General features: G+C 73.8%; 11 protein-coding genes, 1 tRNA gene and 2 pseudogenes. 4 read left to right on the top strand and 10 right to left on the bottom strand.

Features of this window, described 5'->3' with window-relative positions:
• Positions 1 to 8: 8 nt before the first annotated feature.
• Complete coding sequence (locus CLT74_RS06755; protein ID WP_099845777.1) at positions 9 to 803, bottom strand: SAM-dependent methyltransferase; 795 nt, start codon at positions 801 to 803, stop codon at positions 9 to 11.
• A 204-nt stretch (positions 804 to 1007) separates the two neighbouring features.
• Here CLT74_RS06755 and CLT74_RS06750 point away from each other — a divergent pair, with 204 nt between their 5' ends.
• The 3 genes from CLT74_RS06750 to CLT74_RS06740 are packed head-to-tail and all read left to right on the top strand — an operon-like array spanning position 1008 to position 2684.
• Positions 1008 to 1889, top strand: a complete 882-nt coding sequence (locus CLT74_RS06750) for a universal stress protein (RefSeq protein ID WP_099851453.1) — start codon at positions 1008 to 1010, stop codon at positions 1887 to 1889.
• A 13-nt stretch (positions 1890 to 1902) separates the two neighbouring features.
• Complete coding sequence (locus CLT74_RS06745; RefSeq protein ID WP_486582072.1) at positions 1903 to 2223, top strand: hypothetical protein; 321 nt, start codon at positions 1903 to 1905, stop codon at positions 2221 to 2223.
• Positions 2220 to 2684, top strand: coding sequence for a hypothetical protein (locus tag CLT74_RS06740; RefSeq protein WP_099845776.1), 465 nt, complete (start codon positions 2220 to 2222; stop codon positions 2682 to 2684). Before CLT74_RS06745 ends, CLT74_RS06740 begins: the two co-directional genes overlap by 4 nt.
• A gap of 5 nt (positions 2685 to 2689) precedes the next feature.
• Here CLT74_RS06740 and CLT74_RS06735 read toward each other — a convergent pair whose 3' ends face one another.
• Positions 2690 to 2890: a hypothetical protein gene (locus CLT74_RS06735; protein ID WP_099851447.1), complete on the bottom strand. Its 201-nt coding sequence runs from the start codon at positions 2888 to 2890 to the stop codon at positions 2690 to 2692.
• A gap of 129 nt (positions 2891 to 3019) precedes the next feature.
• On the opposite strand from CLT74_RS06735, the pseudogene CLT74_RS06730 reads away from it, so the two are divergent.
• Positions 3020 to 3666 (top strand): annotated as a pseudogene (locus CLT74_RS06730) (HhH-GDP family DNA glycosylase).
• Between the two features lie 6 nt (positions 3667 to 3672).
• Here the strand turns inward: CLT74_RS06730 and CLT74_RS06725 are convergent.
• The 8 genes and pseudogenes from CLT74_RS06725 to fdh form a co-directional block, all read right to left on the bottom strand.
• A complete protein-coding gene (locus CLT74_RS06725; RefSeq protein WP_099845775.1) occupies positions 3673 to 3858 on the bottom strand; it encodes a hypothetical protein in 186 nt (61 codons plus the stop codon).
• 70 nt (positions 3859 to 3928) lie between these two features.
• Positions 3929 to 4126, bottom strand: coding sequence for a hypothetical protein (locus CLT74_RS06720; RefSeq protein WP_099845774.1), 198 nt, complete (start codon positions 4124 to 4126; stop codon positions 3929 to 3931).
• A 45-nt stretch (positions 4127 to 4171) separates the two neighbouring features.
• The gene (selB, locus tag CLT74_RS06715) at positions 4172 to 5926 is read right to left on the bottom strand and encodes a selenocysteine-specific translation elongation factor (protein WP_099845773.1); all 1755 of its coding nucleotides are present in this window, start codon (positions 5924 to 5926) and stop codon (positions 4172 to 4174) included.
• A 2-nt stretch (positions 5927 to 5928) separates the two neighbouring features.
• Complete coding sequence (gene selA / locus CLT74_RS06710) at positions 5929 to 7233, bottom strand: L-seryl-tRNA(Sec) selenium transferase (RefSeq protein WP_099845772.1); 1305 nt, start codon at positions 7231 to 7233, stop codon at positions 5929 to 5931.
• Between the two features lie 20 nt (positions 7234 to 7253).
• Positions 7254 to 7349 (bottom strand) — tRNA-Sec (locus CLT74_RS30405).
• Positions 7350 to 7404: 55 nt separating this feature from the next.
• Positions 7405 to 8424 (bottom strand): NrfD/PsrC family molybdoenzyme membrane anchor subunit, encoded by a 1020-nt coding sequence (gene nrfD, locus CLT74_RS06705; RefSeq protein WP_099845771.1) that lies wholly within the window; start codon positions 8422 to 8424, stop codon positions 7405 to 7407.
• Positions 8421 to 9479, bottom strand: coding sequence for a 4Fe-4S dicluster domain-containing protein (locus tag CLT74_RS06700; RefSeq protein WP_099845770.1), 1059 nt, complete (start codon positions 9477 to 9479; stop codon positions 8421 to 8423). Before CLT74_RS06700 ends, nrfD begins: the two co-directional genes overlap by 4 nt.
• A 56-nt stretch (positions 9480 to 9535) precedes the next feature.
• Positions 9536 to 12772, bottom strand: a pseudogene (fdh, locus tag CLT74_RS06695) (formate dehydrogenase); the annotation flags it as partial.
• Positions 12773 to 12860: the final 88 nt, after the last annotated feature.

Here is a 12860-nt window from a genome sequence, read left to right as displayed (position 1 = left end):
GGCAAGCATCATACGGAGGTGGATTCATCCATGGTCACCCGGTCGACCGCACCGCGACCGCCGGTCGACCGCACCGCGACCGCGCCGTGGAAGGCGTCCGGCACCTCCGCCGGCCGGCCCTCCGGCCGCCAGTGGGTGACCGGCACGATCCCGTCCGGGGTGGGCCGCCACCGACCGAGCAACGGGGCGAACGCGGCCGGCGGACGCATCCGGAACGCCGGGCCCATCATCGCCAGCGCCTCCGGATGCGCGTCGAGCTCCTCGGTGTCGAAGTCGATCGCCAGGTGGCTGCCCGGCGCCACCGCCGTGTACAGCTCGTCCAGGGTGCGGGCCAGGGTCTCGTCGTCGAGGAACGCCGCCAGGCCCAGGAACACCACTCCCACCGGGCGGCGACCCCAACCGGGTACGAACCGGTGCAGCAGCGCCGGGTCGACGGTGCCGAGGTCGGTGGCGTCACCGAAGCCGTAACCCGCCCGGTCGCTGCCGGCCAGCACACGCTGACCGAGACGGATGGTCACCGGGTCGACGTCGGTGTACAGGACCGTCGCGTCGGGTGCCACCTCGTGCACGTTGCCCATGGTCGGCACCCCGGCACCGAACACCAGGAATCCGTCGACTCCGGTGGCGGCGATGGCGCGTACGGCACGGCCGAGGAAGGCGCGCAGCTCCCGGAAAACCGGAGCACACGGACCGTACGCCTGCTCGAAGGCGCGGGCGGCGGCCACGTCCACCGGATAGTGGTGCGCTCCGCCGAGCCAAAAGTCGATCATCCGTGCGGTACTCGGCTGGTCGGGCTCCACCATCGACGACGCTCCCTCCCCAGGCGCGACTCCGCTGTGCCGGGTCGCCGTCTGGACCTCACCGCGACACCGCAAACGTTTCTGGACACCGCACCAGCCGTCAGCGTACCGACATCACGTCCCTCGCCGGTATCGCCCCGCGGGCCACCGCGTGCGGTGATACTGACCCAGACCGGTCCCGATGACGGCCCAGCACGGGAGGCGACGGTGAACTCGGCGAGCGGCTCGGCGGTGGTGGTCGGCGTGGACGGCTCCGAGCCCGCCCTCGCCGCGGTACGGCTGGCCGCCGCGGCGGCGGCCCGCCAGGGCCGGCCACTGCGGGTGGTGCACGCCTTCATCTGGCCGACGCTGCACTCCCCGGTCCGGCCGGCCACCGAGGGCGCGCCCGACGGTGGGCTGCGAGCCCGGGCGGAGCAACTGGTTACCGCTGCCGTCGACGAGGCCGAGGCGACGGTGCCGGGGATACCTGTCACCGGCGAGATCGTCGACGGGGAGGCCACCGCCGTACTGCTCGCCGAGGCACCGAGCGCGGCGGTCGTGGTGCTCGGTGACCGGGGTGCGGGCGGGTTCGCCGCACTGGTGCTCGGCTCGGTCGCGGTGCAGGTGGCCGCGTACGCCGACTGTCCGGTGCTGGTGGCGCGCGGCGCGTCACGTCCCGACGGTGCCGTCGTGGTCGGGGTGGACGGTTCCGAGCTGTCCCGCCGAGCTGTGGAGTTCGCCGTCCACGAGGCCGCGCTGCGTGGCGCCCCGGTGCTCGCCCTGCACGCCTACCGGCATCCGGTGTCCACCCGTCCGGGTGACATGCAGCCGCTCGTGTACGACGAGTCCGAGTTGCGCGACGACGAGGACCGTGCGGTGGCCGAGTCCATCGCCGGGCTGACCGAGCGGTACCCGGAGGTGGCGATCACCCGGCAGTCGGTGCGGGGTCGCGCCGCCCGGGTGCTCACCGACGCCTCCCGCCAGGCGCAACTGCTCGTGGTCGGGGGGCGGGGGCGAGGCGAGGTGACCGGGTTGCTGCTGGGTTCGGTGAGCCAGTCCCTGCTGCACCACAGCCACTGTCCGGTCGCGGTGGTACGCGGCCCCCGGTGACCGGTCGGCACGGTTGGCGACGGTCCAGGCGGGTAGACGGGCCGCGTACGCCACCGGCGACGACCAGAGCGTCACCGACGCCACCGGCGACGACCAGAGCAGAGCAGAGGAGACAGTGATGCCAGGACCTCGACCCGGCAGCAACGCCTACGACAAGCAGCGCGCCCGCCTGCGCAACGCCATCGACGGCTCGGGTCGGCGCACGCCGGACCAGAAGGCCGACCAGGCGGCCAACCGGATCCTGCGGGAGGATCAGGGCCGGCGGGGCGTCGTACGGGGCGAACGCGCCTACGGGCCGAAGGGCAACCGCGAGCCCGGGGATCCGAAGAAGTGAGGGTCGCCGACCTGACCGACGGCCTCATCGCCGGGGCCGTCGGCACCACAGCGCTGAACATCGCCACCTATGTGGACATGACGGTCCGGGCCCGGCCGGCCAGCCGGACACCGGAGAACAGCGCCGGGAAGCTGGCTGGCGCGGCCCACCTGTCCCTGGGGTCACCGCAGCAGGCCGACAACCGGCGCAGCGGCATCGGTGCGCTGATGGGCTACGGGCTCGGCGCGGCGGCGACCGTCGGGTTCGCGCTGCTGGCCCGGGGTCGCCGTCAGCCGGTGCTGCGGGCGGCCGCGCTGCTCGGCGGGGGCCTGATGACGCTGTCGGACGGATCGCTGACCCTGCTCGGCGTCACCGACCCGCGTACCTGGCGTCGGGTCGACTGGATCGCCGACCTCGTCCCGCACCTCACCTTCGGGTTGACGGCCGCAGCCACCTGGAACCGGCTGCGGCCGTCGACGTAGGCGAACTAGCGTTCGGTGTCGTCCTCGGCGACCTGTTGACCGCTGGGACCGTACGGTGACACCTGGCCGCGCGGCACCGGACGGCCGGCGTCCCCGCGCGACGAGCCACGGTTGCGGGGATGGCCCGCCGGGTCGGGGCCCTTGTTGTCCTGGCTGGTCTGGCCGAGGGCGTTGCGCCGGAGTTCCTGCTGCTGCGGGTTCGTCACGGTGGTCTCCCTTCGCCGGTACACGGCGTGGTGCCGCGTCACCGGCGGCTTACCCGCCGCCGTCGGCGGCATTCCGGCGCGGCCACCCCGGTGAGGGCTATCCGCGTCGTCGGTGGGTACCCCCCGAGGATGGGCGACCAACGGGCGCTGGCGCGGACCCTGCTGACCCGCCACACGTACGCCGAGGAAGCCGGCATCGCGCTGGCCGACCGACCGGCGCCGCTGTACCAGCTGCTGGTGCTTGTCACCCTGCTCAGCACCCGGATCCGGGCGCAGGTGGGGTGGCGGCGGCCCGGGAGCTCTTCGCGGCCGGGTACCGCACCCCGCAGGCCATGGAGGCCGCCAGCTGGCAGGAACGGGTCGACGCGTTGGGGCGCGGCCACTACCGCCGCTACGACGAGCGGACCGCCACGATGCTCGGCTCCGGCGCCCGGCTCTGCCTGGACCGCTGGCACGGCGACCTGCGGCGGCTGCACCGGGAGGCGGCCGGTGAGCCGGCGCAGCTACGCCGGCTGCTCACCGAATTCCCCGGGATCGGTCCCACCGGCGCGGACATCTTCCTGCGCGAGGCGCAGTCGGTCTGGCCGGAGCTGCGCCCGTACGCCGACCGGCGGACGGTGGCCGGTGCGCGGCGACTCGGTCTGCCCGCCACCACGGACCGGTTGGCCCGGCTCGTCGACGACGTCGACTTCGGTCGGTTCGCCTCGGCCCTGGTGCGGGTCGCCCTCGGCGAGGAGTCGGCCGGGCAGATCAGCCGGGGCGTGGCCACCCGTTGAGGGGCCTCACTTCGCCGCGTCGCCGCCGGGCTTGGTCAGGTACCACACCAGCAGCGCGGCCAGCACTGCCAGCACCACGAGCCCGCCGGAGAGGCCGCGACCCTCCTCCGGGGACCGGCCGGTGGTGCCGAAGTAGATCACGGCGAGGCCGGCCAGCACCGCGACGAACTTCCGGATGCCTCGGTCCTTCACAGCTGGCACCGTACGACCGGCGACCGGGTTATGCCCTTGTTATCCGCATTTGTCCCTCGGATGGGGGGCGTCAGTCTACGTCCAGGTCGTCGAGGGAGATCTTGTGGCTCATCAGCCAGCGGGCCAACGCCGACATGCCGAACAGCCACAGCGGCGCCGATTCGGTCGTGCCGTTCGTCGCGTAGATGGCGAACCGCAGATCCGGCGCGCGGTACGCCTCGATCCGCCACCGGTGCTGCCGGTCCCGCCACACCGCGCAGGGGTCCATCCCGTCACGGTAGGTGCCCCACTCCGGTCCCGGCCGACGATGTGCTCAATCCACCACCACCCGGGCGTCGTCGGGTAGCCGGCGGGTCAGTCCCTGCCGGTCCAGCAACTCCAGCAGCGGCACCGCCACCCGGCGAGTCGTGTCGAGGGCCTGCCGGGCGGCGCTGAGCGTGAACGGCTGCGGCAGCCCGGCCAGTACCCGCACCGCCTGCTGCGGCGCGCCGGGCAGCAGCAGCACGTTGCCGGTCAGCCGGAGCAGCGCACCCGCCCGCACCGCCGCACCGATCTCCCGGGCACCCAGGCCGACGGCGGCCAGCCGGTCGGCGTCCGGGGCGCGGAACGGATACGCCGCCCAGTCCTCGCCCACGAGCGCCAGCGCGCGGGCCAGCGGCTCGGGCAACGCCGCCGCGCCGGGGGTCACCACCCGACCGGCGACCAGCCGCAGCGGCGGCCGGACCAGCGCCTCGACCAGAGCCCGGTCCGGCAGGTCCAGGTGCCGGCGCAGTTCCTCGACCGGAACACCCGCCGCCAGCGGATCCGCGCGGGCGTGCTCGGCCACCGCGACGGCGAGCCGATCGCCCAGCCGCGACAGGTGTTGCGGATCAGCCAGCCAGTCGCCGACCACCGGCGCGACCGTCACCGGCACGCCCGCCCGCACCAGGTCGGCGACCCGGACCAGGCCCCGCCGGCGCAGTTCTCCGGCGACGTCGGGCCGGCCGTCCAGGGTGGCCAGCACCGCCGCCCGGGCCGCCGCGGCACCCCGACGCGCCAGCGGCGGCGGCAACACGTCGAGCACGGTGACCCCACCGGCGACGTACCGGCGGCCCGGATCCCGCAACAACGCCCGATCCCCCACCAGCAGCGGCAGCGGGCGGCCCAGCCGCAGCCGGGCGGTGTCCGCGCCCAGCGGCCGGACCCGCACCGGCACCGCGGCCGACCCGACATGCAGCGTCAACGTCGCCGGCAGCTCGGCCACCGGAACGCCGGCCAGTCGCACGTCGACCAGGTCGGTGGCCCGGAACCAACCCGGGGTGAGCAGGGCGTCGCCGCGGTTGATCCGGTCACGGGCCACACCCCGCAGATTGACCGCCACCCGGGTCACCGGCACCGCATCGGCGCAGGCGGCACCGAGCCGGTGCAGGCCCCGGATCCGTACCTGTTCGCCGCTGCCGGCCAACTCCAGCTCGTCGTCGATGCGCAGCCGGCCGCCGCCCAGGGTGCCGGTGACCACCGTGCCACTGCCCCGCACCGTGAAGCAGCGGTCGACCCAGAGCCGCACCGGGCCGTCGGGCACCGGGACCGGCACCCGGTCCGCCAGCCGGTCCAGCGCGGCCCGCAGGTCGGCCAGGCCGGCCCCGGTGACGGCACTGACCGGCACCGCCTCCGCCCCGGCCAGCGAGGTCGCCGCCAGCTCCGCGCGGGCCACCGCCAGGGCCGCCGCCGGATCGGCCAGGTCCACCCGGGTCACCACCAGCAGGCCGTGCCGGACGCCGAACGCGTCCAGGGCGGCCAGGTGCTCGGCGGACTGCGGCATCCAACCCGCGTCGGCCGCGACCACCACCACGGCGGCCGGCACCGGCCCCACCCCGGCCAGCATGTTCGGCACGAACCGCTCATGCCCCGGCACGTCGACGAACGCGACGGTACGACCCGACGGCAGCGCCGTCCAGGCGAACCCCAGGTCGATGGTCATGCCCCGGCGGCGTTCCTCGGCCCAGCGGTCCGGTTCCATCCCGGTCAGCGCCCGCACCAGCGTGGACTTGCCGTGATCGACGTGCCCGGCGGTGGCCACCACCAGCATGGTCAGTCGTCCCCCGGCACGGCCAGCACCGCCGCGCGCAGCAACCCGTCGGCCCGCTCGGGCACGCACCGCAGGTCGAGCAGCAGCCGGCCACGGACCACCCGACCCAGCACCGGCGGATCACCGGTACGCAGCGGGCCGGCGTACCGCTCCGGCAGGCTCAGCGCCCACGAGTCCAACTCGACGCCGGGCGCACCACCGCCGCCAACCACCGCCACCGACGGCACCACCTCGACCTTGCGGCCCTCGGCGACGAGCGCCTCGCGCAGCCGTTCGGTCCGCCCACGCAGCGCCGCCGCGTCGACGTGCAGCGCCCGACGGGTGGGGGTGACCGGATCACCGAGCGTGCCCGCCAGCGCGGCCAGGGTCAGCTTGTCCACCCGCAACGCCCGCGCGAGCGGATGCCGGCGCAGCCGGTCGACCAGCTCGGCGGTGCCGAGCAGCAACCCGGCCTGCGGGCCACCGAGCAACTTGTCGCCGCTGGCAGTGACCAACGCCGCCCCGGCGCGCAGGGTGCTCGTGGCGTCCGGCTCGTCCGGCAGCAACGGATCGGGTACGAGCAGCCCGGAACCGATGTCGACGACCACCGGCACGCCGAGCCCGGCCAACCGCCGCACCGGTACCGCCGAGGTGAAACCGGTGACCCGGAAGTTGGACGGGTGCACCTTCAACACGAAGCCGGTACGCGGCCCGACGGCGGCGGCGTAGTCGGCGAGGGTGGTCCGGTTGGTGGTGCCCACCTCACGCAACCGGGCGCCGGTGCTGGTGAGCAGGTCGGGCAGGCGGAAACCGTCACCGATCTCCACCAGCTCGCCCCGGCTGACCACGATCTCGGCGTCGGCGGCGAGCGCGGTGGCCGCCAGCGCCAGCGCGGCGGCACCGTTGTTGACCACGTGCACCGCCTCGGCGGCCGGTACGGCGGCGGCAAGGGCATCCAGCGCGTCCCGCCCACGGCGGGCCCGCCGCCCGGTGCCGAGATCCAACTCGACGTCGGTGTACCCGGCGGCGGCGGTCACCGCGGCCAGCGCGGCCTCGGAGAGGGCGGCCCGCCCGAGGTTGGTGTGCAGCACCACCCCGGTGGCGTTGAGCACGACCCGCGGCACGGAGGGCGGCAACGCGGCCAGCGCGGCGTCGGGTACCTCGGCGGGCTCGATCTCACCTCGGCGGGCCCGTTCCTGGGCCTGCCGCACCGCGCGGCGGACCCGGTCGCGGCCGACCGCGACGGCCGCCGCAACCAGCGACGGCTCAGCCAGCAACGCGTCGGTACGCGGTACCCGGCGCCGCGGGTCCGCGCCGCCGTCGCTCATCGGTTCATCTCCTCACAGCCTGGCGGAGACGGACGGGAATCGAACCCGCCTGGCCCGGATCCCGGACCACACCGGTTTTGAAGACCGGGAGGGGCACCAGCCGCCTGAACGCCTCCACCGGCCATTGGATCACAGCCCGGCGGCGGGTGTGCGGCCGAGTCGACACCGCGCTCACCCGTCGGGTTCGGCCGCCTGTCGCTCGAGCCGGGCCCGCTGCGGCACCACCGTGTACTTCGGATCGCGGGCCGAGGCGACACCGGCGTGGAAGACCCCGAATCGGGTCGCCACCGAAGCGGCGAGCAACGCGGCCCCGGACACCGCCGACACCAGTCGGCTCCGCCGGCCCAGCACCGCACCGGCCACCCCGGCCACGGTGAGCGCCCGCCCGGCGCGCAGCAGCCGACCGGGTCGACCCGTCCGGTACGGCTCACCCAGCAGGCCGAGGCGATTCTCCACCCGGTGCGCGCCGACCAGTTCCAGTCCGGCGCCGGCCACCGCCATCCGCCGCGCCGGACCCGCCTGGGCCGGCGGCACGGCGAGCAGACCCACTCCCGCGCCGCTGGCCAACGCGCTGCCCGCGAAGACGAACGGCAGGTCGGCGTACGCCTCGTGCCAGGACGGCACGGCCGTGTCGGCGAGCAGCACCGCCGTGTACGTGCCCAGGGCCGGCGCGGTCAGCGCGGCGGCCAACCCGGCGGCCCGTCCCGCCGGCGGCAACGCCCGGCGGACCAACCCGAGCGGGCCACGCGTGGGCAGCAGCGGCGCCAGCTCGGCGACCGCGGCCAGCCCGGCGGCCGGACCGTATCCGGTGAGGATCCAGGTGCCCACCGACATCGGCGAGGTCGGCTTGGCCACCCGCAGCATGTGGTGGAACCGCTCCGGCCGGCCCAGGTCCTTGACCAGCAGACCGGCGCTGGCGGTGACCGCGACCAACGCGGCGACCCGGCCGGCGCGACGTACCTCGGCGCGGCCGGTGAGCTGACCACCCGCCGCCAGCAGCGACGAGCCGGCGGCCAGCCCGCCGGTGAACAGGTAGGCGGCGATCTCCCACGTCCACACCGGCGGCTTGAGGATCGGCCGGCCGTAGTAGGAGGTGAACTCCGCCGGCGGCACGGCCAACTCCTCACCAGCCCGGCGGCCGGCCCGGAAGCGGCGGAACCGGTCGCCGACTGCCGGCCGGTCCGGGTTCACCGCCGACCGCCGAGGAACGCGCCGACGGCAACCGCCGTCATGGCCAGCGCGGCCAGCCCCGCCCGGCGCCACATCGCCGGCAGGTCCCGGGTGGTGACCTGCGGATCCGGCGGCAGGCCGTACACCTCCGGCTCGTCGAGCAGCAGGAAGAACGCGCCGTCGCCGCCGACCCCGTCGTGCGGGTCGTGGCCGTAGAGCCGCGCCTGCGGCTCCCCCCGCTCCCGCAACGTGGCGACCCGCTCGGCCGCCCGCTCCCGCAGCTCGTCGAGGGGACCGTACTGGATGGACTCGGTCGGGCAGGCCTGCGCGCAGGCCGGGGTCAGCCCCGCGCCGATCCGGTCGTAGCAGAGTGTGCACTTCCACACCCGGCCGTCGTCCACCCGCCTGTCGATCACCCCGTACGGGCAGGCCGACACGCAGTAGCCGCACCCGTTGCAGATGTCCTCCTGCACGACAACGGTGCCGAACTCGGTGCGGAACAGCGCCCCGGTCGGGCAGACGTCGAGGCATCCGGCCCGGGTGCAGTGCTTGCACACGTCCGACATCATCAGCCAGCGGAAGTCGCCGCGCCCCTCGGCGCTGCCCGTGCGCCCGGGAGGCCCGGCCCCCGGCATGCCGAGGAACTCGGTCGTCCGGGCCGCCGCCTGCGGCTCACCGGGCAGCACACCCGGCTCGGTGCCGGTCGGGTTGGCGGTGCCGGCCGACCGGGCGGCGGAGGCGGCGCTGGCCGATTCACCTGTCGGGTTCCCGGCGAACGACGCGGTGCCGTGCCCGGTGGGCCGGGGCTGTTCGACGAAGGCGACATGCCGCCACGAGTTCGCCGTCAACGCGCCGGTGTTGTCGTACGACATGCCGAGCAGGTCCAGCCCGGAGGTGGGTACCCCGTTCCACTCCTTGCAGGCCACCTCGCACGCCTTGCAGCCGATGCAGACGCTGGTGTCGGTGAAGAAACCCATCCTCGGTGGCGCGTCGACCCAGCCGGCCGCGGTCGCCGGATCGACGGCCGGCAGCGACGACTGTGGCGGTGCGGCGGGCCGGTGCGGCGGATCGGCCATCAGGGGTTCCCCTCTCCGTCGCCGGTGGACCCGGGTGGCTCGACCGGCACACCGGGGGTGACCGCCGGCGGCAGGACACCCGGCACGATGCCGGCTCTGGTGCGGTAATCCTGCACGAGTTCGCGCAGGGCCGCCCCGGTGGGCCGGCGTCCCGGCCGCACGTCACAGGTGCCGATCTTGCTTTCCTGGATCAGCACGTTCGGATCCAGGGTGATGCCGAACAGGTCGTTCGCCGAATCGCCGGTGACCAGCCCCTCGAAGCCGAAGTGGTACGGCAGCCACACCTGGTGGATCACCCGGCCGTCCACCGACAGCGGCACCAACCGGTCGGTGACCAGCACCCTGGCCTCGATAGCCGCGCGGGCGCTGATCAGGTGCGCCCAACCGAGATGGGTCAGCCCGGTCAACGCCGCCAACTCCGGGGAGACCTCCACGAACATCTCCGGTTGCAGTTCCGCCAGCGGCGCGACCGTACGGCTCATCCCGCCCGCGGTGTGGTGCTCGGTGAGCCGGCTGACCGTGAACACGTACGGGAAGACCTGGTCGTGCTGCTGCGGTGGACTGGGGTTCGTCGAGTTCACCGGATGGTCGTACATCTTGCGGGTCGGGTTGGCCTGCTGACCGTAGAGCGGGTTACGCACCGGCGACTCGGCCGGCTCGTAGTGCGTCGGCAACGGCCCGTCCAGCACCCCGCTGGGCGCGTACAGCCACCCCTTACCGTCGGACTGCATGATGAACGGGTCGTCACCGGCCAGTGCCGCCGGCCCCGTGGCACCCTCCGGCGGCCGGTACGACGGCGGTTTCGTCACCTCGAAGTCCGGCACGTCCCGGCCGGTCCACCGCCCGGCGTCGGCGTCCCACCACACGTACCGTTTGCGCTCGCTCCACGGGCGGCCCTGCGGATCGGCGGAGGCCCGGTTGTAGAGCAGCCGCCGGTTCGCCGGCCAGGCCCAGCCCCACTCGGCGGCCACCCAGTCCTGCTCGTGCCCCGGCCGGCGCCGGGCCGCCTGGTTCACCCCGTCGGCGTACACCCCGGTGTAGATCCAGCAGCCGATCGCGGTCGTCCCGTCGTCCCGGGCCTCGGTGAAGGCCGACAACGGACGGCCGCTCGTCGTGTCGCAACCGTTGATCTCCCGCAGCACCGCCTCGGCGTCGGGCTCGGCGTACCGGCCCTGCGTGGGATAGTCCCAGGCCAGATCGAGCAGCGCACGGTCGCGCGGCAGAGTCGAGCCGGCCAGCTTCTCCCGGATCCGGCGCCCCAGGTGATAGAAGAACCACAGCTCGGAGCGGGCGTCGCCGGGCGGGTCGACGGCCTTCTCCCGCCACTGCAGCAGCCGCTGCGTCTGGGTGAACGTGCCCTCCTTCTCCACGTGGGAGGCGGCCGGCAGGAAGAACACCTCGGTGGCGCACCGCTCCGGCACGATCTCACCTGTGGCGACCTCGGGGCCACGCTGCCAGAACGTCGCACTCTCGATCATGAACAGGTCGCGGACGACGAGCCAGTCGAGGTTGGCCATGCCCAGCCGCTGAGCCCGGCCGTGCGCCGAGCCGACCGCCGGGTTCTGGCCGAGCAGGAAGTACCCCTTCACCTTTCCGTCGATCATGTTCAGCACCTGCTGGTAGGTGCCGTGATCGCCGGTCAGCCGGGGCAGGTGGCCGTAGCAGAAGTCGTTCTCGGGGGTGGCCGCTTCCCCCCAGTACGCCTTCAGCAGGCTGGCGGCGTAGGCGCGGGCACCACCCCAGAAACCCTTCTGACCCGGATGCCGGATGCTGTCCACCCACGCGTCGAAGTCGGGATGCCGGGCGTGGTGCGGCATCGGCAGATAACCCGGCAGCAGGTTGAACAGGGTCGGAATGTCGGTGGAACCCTGGATGCTGGCGTGCCCGCGCAGCGCCATCACCCCACCACCGGGCCGCCCCATGTTGCCCAGCAGCAGCTGGATGATCGCCCCGGTGCGGATGTACTGCACGCCGACGGTGTGCTGGGTCCAGCCGACCGAGTAGATCAGGCACCCGGTGCGTTCCCGACCGGAATTCTCCGTCCAGGCCCGGGCCAACTCCAGGAACTTCTCCCGGGGTAAGCCACAGACCCGTTCCACCATTTCCGGGGTGTAGCGGGCGAAGTGCCGCTTGAGGATCTGGTAGACGCAGCGCGGGTGTTGCAGGGTCTCGTCCCGCCGCACCTGGCGGGCGACCGGAGCACCGTGCGACTCGTGGCGCAGACCGGCCGCGGTATCCCGCTCCCGGGCCGTGTGGCCACTGCCGGAGTCCCGCTCGTGGCCCGCGTACTGCCAACTGTCCTGGACGTAGCTGGCGGTCGCCGGGTCGAAGCCGGAGAAGATCCCGTCGGCGTCCTCGGCGTCGACGAAGTCGTCGCTGACGATCGTGGCGGCGTTCGTGTACGCCAGCACGTACTCCCGGAAATCCAGCTCGTTGCTGAGGATGTAGTTCACCACCGCGCCCAGCAGCGCGATGTCGGTGCCCGCCCGGATCGGCAGGTACGCGTCAGCGACGGCGCTGGTACGGGTGAACCGGGGGTCGACGTGGAAGACCTTGGCCCCGCGCCGTTTCGCCTCCATCACCCACTGGAAGCCCACCGGATGGGCCTCGGCCATGTTGGAGCCCTGGATCACGATGACGTCGGCGTTCGCCACGTCCTGCTGGAAGTCCGTCGCACCACCGCGACCGAAGCTGGCCCCCAGACCGGGGACGGTGGCGGAGTGTCAAATCCGGGCCTGGTTCTCGATCTGAAGCGCCCCCATCGCGGTGAACAGCTTCTTGATGAGGTAGTTCTCCTCGTTGTCCAGGGTGGCCCCACCCAGACTGGCGATCCCCAACGTCCGGTTCAGCGGCCGACCCTCGGCGTCCGCGTCCTCCCACGTCTCGGCGCGCGCGGCGAGGACCCGGTCGGCGATCATGTCGAGCGCGGTGTCGAGGTCCAGGTCCTCCCACTCGGTGCCGTACGGCCGCCGGTAGCGCACAGTTGTCTGCCGCAGCGGACTGGTGACCAGGCTCCGGCTGGCGGCACCCTTCGGGCAGAGCCGGCCCCGGGAGATGGGGCTGTCCGGGTCGCCCTCGATCTGGGTGACCTGCTCGTCGCTGACGAAGACCCGCTGCCCGCAGCCGACGGCACAGTACGGGCAGACGGAACGGGCCACCCGATCGGCGTCCTCCGTGCGGGCGGTCAGCTCGGCGCTGCGGCTCGAGCACGCCGCCGCGCCCCGGCCCAGGGGGTCGGTGCCGGTGAGCTGCCGGTAGACCGGCCAGCCCAGCAACCTGTCCCGCAGTCCCACGCCCGCACCTCCGGTCTTGACCTTAGGACAGCGCGGCGGAATCGGCGACCCACCTGCCGGATCCACAATCACGACGTCGCCCCCGGCC

The organism is Verrucosispora sp. CNZ293, assembly GCF_002754655.1.
This window is presented reverse-complemented; position numbering and strand designations above follow the sequence as displayed.

Bases quoted from the DNA above. Each gene is read 5' to 3' on its own strand.
- selA (WP_099845772.1), bottom strand. From the start codon at position 7,233: ATGAGCGACGGCGGCGCGGACCCGCGGCGCCGGGTACCGCGTACCGAC.
- selB (WP_099845773.1), bottom strand. From the start codon at position 5,926: ATGCTGGTGGTGGCCACCGCCGGGCACGTCGATCACGGCAAGTCCACG.
- CLT74_RS06700 (WP_099845770.1), bottom strand. From the start codon at position 9,479: ATGGCCGATCCGCCGCACCGGCCCGCCGCACCGCCACAGTCGTCGCTG.
- CLT74_RS06720 (WP_099845774.1), bottom strand. From the start codon at position 4,126: ATGGACCCCTGCGCGGTGTGGCGGGACCGGCAGCACCGGTGGCGGATC.
- CLT74_RS06755 (WP_099845777.1), bottom strand. From the start codon at position 803: ATGGTGGAGCCCGACCAGCCGAGTACCGCACGGATGATCGACTTTTGG.